The following is a 7,378-nucleotide window of genomic DNA, read 5'->3' on the forward strand; positions in this document are numbered from 1 at the left end:
GCTCCATCCTGTGATCCAAGATAATCTTTAGACATTGCTAAAATGAATTCTAGAAGTACGGATTGATAATGAAACCTTGCATTTGTGTCACTTCCACAGTCAACAGGATTATTGTAAAAAAAGTATTTACAGGCTGTCCATGCTGATGCCGGTGAAGTCCTGCGCCACCGACTTGATGTCCTTGACACCGAACGCGGTCTGGACCTTGTCGATCTCGATCTGGTTTGCAGCATCGCACATGTAATCCAGGATATCGACCGAGAGCTCCTTTTGGATCTTGCTCTTTTTGAGCTGGTCGACCAGGGAGGCCATTTTCTCGGGGGACTCCATGCGGAGTTTTGCAAGGCTCATGACACACATGTAGATCCGGGTAAGGTTCCGGTCGGTGCCGGTGATACAGTCAAAGAAGTTCCTGATCACCTGGGCCTGGTATATCTCTCCTCCTATCTTCTCCACCTCCTTCCTTCTCGTGGTAAATGACCTGTTCACATCTTCCCTATTTAAACATTGTGGGAAAACGGTCGTTTTTGCGCAGAAAAACCGATGAAAAACGGAGATTTTGGGAAAGAGCGGCCAGATTGTCTGACAATTGTATGACAATCGTCATACTGTCCCCGGAACCCGCCGCACCCGGTATTACTTTGCAGCGCTCACGATCTTGATGACGTCCCCGTTCTTCAGCTCGTGGTTCTCCTTGATCCGCATCTTGGTCTTTGCGTCCACAGCGTACAGGAAGCCCTTCCCGATCTCCGTGTGGACCTGGAATGCAAGGTCATGGGGAGTCGATCCTTTCCGCATCAGGAAGGCATCGGGCAGCACATCACCCTGCTTGTTGCAGTAGTGGTTCTCGTCTTCCACCGGATATACGACAATCATGTCGAGCAGTTCAAAGACCGCCCGGTTGATTGCCTGCTGGACGCCCGTACCCTTGCACTGCTTCATGACTTCTGCGATCTTTGTAAGGCCGGCCTTCTGGGGAGCGGAGAGGGTTACTCCTTCAGCCACACTGAACTCAGCATCGCCCGGCAGGTACCTGATCACCTTCGCTGCTGCTGCATTGCGCAGCGCAAGTTCCGATGCCGCGCTCGCAAAGGCCACCTTTGCCTCCGCAAGTTTTGCCCGGAGCGCTTCGGGCGCCTCGTCAAACTTGTTCCCGACAACGAGCATCGGCTTTGAGATCTTCACGATCTCCGCACAGAACGGGATGAGGTCATCCATGGTCGCGTGCACGAGATCGACTTTCAGGTCCAGTTCGATATCGCGCACATCCTCGTACGTGATGCCAAGGCCGGTGAACGTCTCCGCGATACTCATCTGGATGGCATTTCCCTTCCCCTGCGACTGGCGGAGGATATGGGACCAGTGCTTGCCGAGGATACCATGGACCCACATCGTCATCTCGTACCCGAGGAACTTCACATCCTCGGCCGGGTCATGGTTGCCCACCCCGACCGGGTTCCCTTCGCTGTCCGTGCCGCCGCTTGCATCGATGATGTGGAGGATCGCATCGGCCTGGCGGAGTGCATCGAGGAACTGGTTGCCAAGCCCCTTGCCCTTGTGCGCATCGGGGACGAGCCCCGCCACATCGATTAAGTTGACCGAAACAAACCGGTTCCCGTCAACACAGTGGCTGCACTTGACCTTGAGTTCGGTGCAGGCGCATTTCGTCCGCACGTAAGCGACCCCGAAGTTCGGGTTGATGGTGGTGAACGGGTAATTCGCAATCTCGGCATGGGCCATGGTGGCGGCCTTGAAAAACGTGGATTTCCCGCAATTGGGTTTTCCGGCAAGGGCAAGCGTGAGCATGGTTTCTTCCTCTCCATAGGCAGGTAACGATAAAACCGGAGAACACTCCGAAAGAATCTGACAAAGTTTTTCCCTGTGGCTTATTAAAAGGTACTTATGTCGTTTGTCCAGAAGAGAAGTTACTATTTCGATACGCCGGGCCCGGCCAATACGGAAGATGCTGCCCGGTTTTCCCTTGAACGGGCAAAGGAGTCGGGGATAAAGACGGTCATTGTTGCCAGCACATCGGGGGAGACCGCGCAGACCTTTTCGAAGGTACTGAAAGGATCCAGGATCCAGCTCGTAGTAGTCACCCACGTTGTGGGGTTCACGAAACCCGGTGAGTGGGAATTCTCACAGGATATTGCCGCGCAGTTGCAGAACGAGGGAGTGAAGATCGTTACCGGCACCCATGCCCTCTCCGGCCTTGAGCGGGCGCTGTCGCGGTCCCCGAAAGTCGGCGGGGGTTCCCGTACCGAGGCGATTGCCGAAGCGTTCCGCCGCACGGTCGCTGTCGGCCTCAAGGTCGCCGTTGAATGCGTGCTCATCGCTGCCGACCAGGGCGCAATCGGTGTCGCTGACGAGGTCATAGCCGTTGGCGGGACGATGAGCGGGGCCGATACGGTCTGCGTCATCCGCCCGGCCCACACCGCAAATTTCTTCGACCTCCAGGTGCGGGAGATCGTTGCCATGCCGAGGGCCCGGTAACCATGTCGGTGGCGGAATTCAAGGAGGCCTGCGGACTTCTCGTGCGGATGCCGGTCCTCTGGATACCCGGTGTAGTGGGGGGACTGTGCGCTGCCTTCATCTGGCTGCTCTTCATCCTGTCCGGGGCGTTCTTTGCCGGCAGGTTCGTGGTGATCACCGGCCTTATCGTGCTCTTCTTCATTGCCGGGAGCCTTTCGGTGATCCGGCAGAACGAAGGGGGCATGGGCGCGCTTGCCAGCGGCGGGCGCCAGTACTTCTTCCGCGTACTGCTCCCGCAGCTCGTGATACTCTTCATGATCCTGCTGGTCTTCGTCCTGGTCATGCTCACGCTCAACCTCATCGGGATCGCGTCCGACCCTGCCCTGCTGGTATTCCTCTCGTTTGGTGTCGCAATCCCAAGCATCCTCATGACGCTCTTTTCCGACACTGCCGCGGTCTTTGAGGACCGGAAGGTGTTTGAATCGATCCAGAGGAGTGTCGATATCGTAAGCCAGAACACCGGTAAGGTCATCTCCTTTGTCCTCATCTCGGCACTCGCAAGCGCTACCATCCTCTTCTCGCTGATGATCGTCTGGGAAGCCCTTCTCTTCGACAAACTCGAACCCCTCACCACCTATACCGAGGAACAGCTCCAGACATTCACACCCGACCAGCTCCTCACCATGATCGGGAGCGAAGGGACCTGGGTAACGGCCGTGGTCATCTTCCTTGCCGGACTCATTCTCATCCCGCTGCTCATGAGCTACAAGGCATGTACCTTCCGCAGGCTTGCCGGCAGCACCATCCTTATCCAGCAGGAGACCGGCGAATATGACAGCAAGGGACGCTGGTATAAGTACTAGTATACTCCTGTCGGTTCGGGAAAACGGATACGCAGGTCGTGTGGGCGTGTGGACCGCCCTGAAAAAATTCACAAATCCTAAAACCCGGTAATCTTTTTTATACCGGCATTGCGAGGTACAGCGCGACGGCGATGATCCCGCCGCTGACGGTTGCGGCAAAGTTCGTTCCCGCATTGCCTAAGAATCCCTTGTTCTCGAGCGTTGCCCCGACAAGGCTGTCAACATTTGTGCCGATAAAGGCGGCCAGCGAACAGGCAACCAGCATCGGGAGCGTTATTACGCCGAGCAGGAGCGCGGCACCCGAAACTATGATACCCCCCGCCAGTGCAACCAGCTCGCCTACCAGCGTGACACCGCCATTTGTCCCGACAGGAACCGGTTTCAGTGTCGTGATCATGCGGGGAACACCCCCGGTCATGCCGATCTCGCTTGCCAGGGTATCCGCGGCAGCGGTGGCAACACATCCCACGTAGAGGACAATAAAGATGGGGTCCTGGAACACACCAAAAAGGACTGCCGCAGCAGTTCCCGCGATGCCGTTGGCAAAGACATTCCGGTAGCCCCGTGCACCGCTGTGGCCCTGCTCAACGCCGATCCGCTTCTTGTACTCGTACTTGTACTTCGTTGCGATCGAACCAAGAACGAAGAAAACAATCATGATGACAAGCCAGAGGGGGGTCGTGAAGACGAGAAGGATGATGCCGACAAGCGCAATGGAGAAGAGCCCGGAGAGGTCGGCTGTCTTCGACCGGTAGGCAAAGTAGGCAAACGTGAACGCGGCAATAACGGCCATCACCACAACCTGGAGGTCGGCCTGGTAATTGAGTTCCTGGATCAGGAGCATGGTCATTGCCGTCCCGACTCCTTCGATGACCAGCGAGTCCTCGTATTTTAAGAGGATTACCTTGAGGAGGACGGCAGCAATGATCCCAAAGATGATGGTCAGGATCGCGGACTCGTTGAGGTACACCATGACGAGCACGCCGGCCCATGCTGTCGAGATGATGTAATACAGGTAGGTGTTCAGGTCGTCAGCACCGCGCTGGAAGGCCAGTTCACCCAGCACGATCATGGCAAGCGTTGTGGCAAAGACAAAGAACGGGAGGAGCCCGACACCATAGAGCGCGGCAAGGGCGCACATTGTGTAGGTGAGGTATTTTGTGGCAAAAAACCGCCAGAGGATAAGCGAGAAGAGGATGACGACAAGCGCCATCAGCCACGCCGGTTCCAGGTACGGCCCAAGGAGCGTGACTCCACCGACCAGTGCCGCTGCATAGCCGAGGCCCCGTTGTCGCTGCATTGGACAGTCATTTGTCTTCAAGCAAAAAGAGTTTTATTGTGGTGCATTCCTGCAAATCCGATCAGTATATTTCTATCAACGATCAACCTTCACCTCACATGGTGTCATCTGATCAACTTCCCAAAAACTATGATTTCGCCGAAGTGGAGGAGCGCTGGAGGAACACCTGGCGGGACGAGGACAACTTTTTTGATAAAAACTCGAAGAAACCGCAGTTCATCATCGATACCCCGCCACCCTACCCCACCGGGAACTTCCATATCGGCAATGCGCTGAACTGGTGCTACATCGACTTCTTTGCCCGCTACAAGCGCATGAAGGGTTTCAACGTGATGTTCCCGCAGGGTTGGGACTGCCACGGCCTTCCCACCGAAGTGAAAGTCGAGGAGCTCAACCACATCACCAAGAACGATGTCTCCCGCGAGGAGTTCCGGAGGATGTGCCGCGAGCTGACCGAGAAGAACATCGCGGCAATGCGTATCACGCTCCGCAAGATGGCCTTCTCGACCGACTGGTCGAACGAGTACATCACGATGACACCGAAGTACTACAGCAAGACGCAGCTCTCCTTTTTGCGCATGCTTGCCTCGGGCTACATCTACCAGAGCGAGCACCCGGTCAACTACTGCACCCGGTGCGAGACCGCGATCGCGTTTGCCGAAGTCTCCTACGATGACCGGGAGACCCAGCTCAACTACTTCGATTTCGACGGCGTGGAGATTGCAACCACCCGGCCCGAGCTTCTTGCCGCCTGCGTGGCGGTCGCAGTCCACCCAAATGATGACCGCTACCACAAGCTGAAAGGCAAGTCCATGAAGGTCCCGCTCTTCGGCCACGATGTCCCGGTCGTACAGGACGAGGCAGTCGACCCCGCGTTCGGTTCCGGCGCAGTCATGATTTGTACTTTCGGTGACAAGCAGGATGTCCACTGGTGGAAGCAGCACAACCTTGACCTGAGAAAAGCGATCGACCGCCAGGGCAGGATGACCGCGATTGCCGGGAAATACCAGGGTCTTGACACCACGGCCTGCCGCACGGCAATCCTCGACGATATGAAGGCAAAGGGCATCCTGCACCGGCAGGAGAAACTCGCCCAGCGCGTGGGCACCTGCTGGCGCTGCAAGACCCCGATCGAGATCCTTTCCGAGCGCCAGTGGTTCGTCAAAATCAAGCCCGACGAGATCCAGAAGGCAGCGCACCAGATAGCCTGGTACCCCGAGCACATGCTCCGCCGGATGGAGAACTGGGTGGACCAGATGGAGTGGGACTGGTGCATCTCCCGTCAGCGGATCTTCGCAACCCCGATCCCGGTCTGGTTCTGTAAGAAATGCGGCGAGATGACCGTTCCGGACGAGAAGGATCTCCCATGCGATCCGACGCTCACGAAACCAAAGCATCCGTGCAAAAAGTGCGGCAGCACCGAGTTCGAGGGCGAAGTCGATGTGCTCGACACCTGGATGGACTCCTCCATCTCGGTCCTGAACGTGACCCACTGGGACGGCAGCGGAAAACCGCCGTACTTCCCCGCCCAGATCCGCCCGCAGGGCCATGACATCATCCGCACCTGGGCGTTCTACACGATCCTGCGTTCCGTCGCCCTGACCGGCAGCAAACCGTGGGACCAGATCCTGGTCAACGGCATGGTGCTGGGCGAGGACGGCTTCAAGATGAGCAAGAGCCGGGGCAACATCATCGTCCCCGAAGATATCCTCGTCAAGTACGGCGCCGATGCCCTCCGCCAGTGGGGCGCTATGGGCGCTGCCACCGGCTCCGATATCATGTTCAACTGGAACGACGTGGTTGCCGCATCCCGGTTCCAGACCAAGATGTGGAACATCACGAAGTTCGCCCTCATCCAGCTCGAGAAGGGCGGCTTTGACAAGAACACCGAGATCACGGCGCTCGCGGACCGCTGGCTGCTCGTCCGGCTCTCGGACACGATCGAAGCGGTCACTACTGCAATGGAAGAGTACCAGTTCGATGTCGCGCTCAAGGCCATCCGCGAATTTGCGTGGGACGTCCTTGCCGACAACTACATCGAGCTCGTCAAGGGCCGGCTCTACCAGCAGGACGGCTCCCGGGCCGGTGCCTGCCTCGCCCTCCACACCGCGTTCGACTCCCTCTGCCGGATGCTCGCCCCGTTCATCCCCTACTTTGCCGAGGAGTGCTACTCGTACCTCAACCCGGGCCAGAGCGTGCACAAGCAGCCCTGGGTCAGCTTCACGTATGACGACGATGCGGCAAGGAAGGAAGGCAACACGCTCGTCCAGGTTGTTGCCGAAGTGCGGAAGTACAAGCACGACAACAACCTGGCCCTCAACGCCCCGCTCGGCAAGGTGACAATTTATGCGCCGCACTCGGTCAATGACGAGGGCGACACCGGGCGTACCATCAATGCCGATGTCCACTGGCGCACCGATGTGGCAAAGCTTGACCGGGCTATAACCGACATCGACTTCAACCGCTCGGTCGTGGGCAAGACATTCCGGAAGGATGCGCAGGCGTTCATGGACGCGGTGAGAGCGTTGTCTCCTGCTGAACTGGAGAAGCCGCCGAAGACAATCAAGATCAATGGTGTCGAGACTCCGCTGCCGGCCGATGCGTTCACGCCCAAGTTCTCCTACATGGAAGAGGGCGCAAAGGTGGATGTGCTGACGGTGGGCGATGTCATTGTGACGATTGCGAAGAAGGAATAAATTTTCTCTACCGGTTTTTTTTCAATTTGAAAATTATGAGGCAACCC

The 7,378-nt window shown here is 57.2% G+C and carries 6 protein-coding genes; 3 read left to right on the forward strand and 3 right to left on the reverse strand.

Features of this window, described 5'->3' with window-relative positions; genetic code table 11:
• Positions 1–126: 126 nt before the first annotated feature.
• Together CW742_RS04285 and CW742_RS04290 are read right to left on the reverse strand one after the other, a co-directional pair.
• Entirely contained in the window at positions 127–447 is a 321-nt protein-coding gene (locus CW742_RS04285; RefSeq protein WP_292416940.1) for a hypothetical protein, read from the reverse strand.
• Between the two features lie 189 nt (positions 448–636).
• On the reverse strand, positions 637–1,806 hold the full coding sequence (locus tag CW742_RS04290; protein ID WP_292416925.1) for a redox-regulated ATPase YchF: 1,170 nt from the start codon (positions 1,804–1,806) through the stop codon (positions 637–639).
• 96 nt (positions 1,807–1,902) lie between these two features.
• Between CW742_RS04290 and CW742_RS04295 the strand changes: the two genes are divergently transcribed.
• Both CW742_RS04295 and CW742_RS04300 read left to right on the forward strand, forming a co-directional pair.
• The gene (locus tag CW742_RS04295; RefSeq protein WP_292416928.1) at positions 1,903–2,493 is read left to right on the forward strand and encodes a pyruvate kinase alpha/beta domain-containing protein; all 591 of its coding nucleotides are present in this window, start codon (positions 1,903–1,905) and stop codon (positions 2,491–2,493) included.
• A gap of 2 nt (positions 2,494–2,495) precedes the next feature.
• Entirely contained in the window at positions 2,496–3,335 is an 840-nt protein-coding gene (locus CW742_RS04300) for a hypothetical protein (RefSeq protein ID WP_292416931.1), read from the forward strand.
• Between the two features lie 97 nt (positions 3,336–3,432).
• Here the strand turns inward: CW742_RS04300 and CW742_RS04305 are convergent, their stop codons facing one another.
• A complete protein-coding gene (locus CW742_RS04305; RefSeq protein WP_292416934.1) occupies positions 3,433–4,635 on the reverse strand; it encodes a TIGR00297 family protein in 1,203 nt (400 codons plus the stop codon).
• Between the two features lie 98 nt (positions 4,636–4,733).
• On the opposite strand from CW742_RS04305, the gene CW742_RS04310 reads away from it, so the two are divergent.
• Positions 4,734–7,331 carry a valine--tRNA ligase gene (locus CW742_RS04310; protein WP_292416937.1) on the forward strand — a complete coding sequence of 866 codons (2,598 nt, stop codon included), beginning with the start codon at positions 4,734–4,736 and terminating at the stop codon, positions 7,329–7,331.
• Positions 7,332–7,378: the final 47 nt, after the last annotated feature.

The organism is Methanoregula sp., from assembly GCF_002835825.1.
Lineage (GTDB): Archaea > Halobacteriota > Methanomicrobia > Methanomicrobiales > Methanospirillaceae > Methanoregula.

Coding starts and splice junctions, on each gene's coding strand:
- CW742_RS04290 (WP_292416925.1), bottom strand. CDS start 1,806: ATGCTCACGCTTGCCCTTGCCGGAAAACCCAATTGCGGGAAATCCACG.
- CW742_RS04295 (WP_292416928.1), top strand. CDS start 1,903: ATGTCGTTTGTCCAGAAGAGAAGTTACTATTTCGATACGCCGGGCCCG.
- CW742_RS04300 (WP_292416931.1), top strand. CDS start 2,496: ATGTCGGTGGCGGAATTCAAGGAGGCCTGCGGACTTCTCGTGCGGATG.
- CW742_RS04305 (WP_292416934.1), bottom strand. CDS start 4,635: ATGCAGCGACAACGGGGCCTCGGCTATGCAGCGGCACTGGTCGGTGGA.
- CW742_RS04310 (WP_292416937.1), top strand. CDS start 4,734: ATGGTGTCATCTGATCAACTTCCCAAAAACTATGATTTCGCCGAAGTG.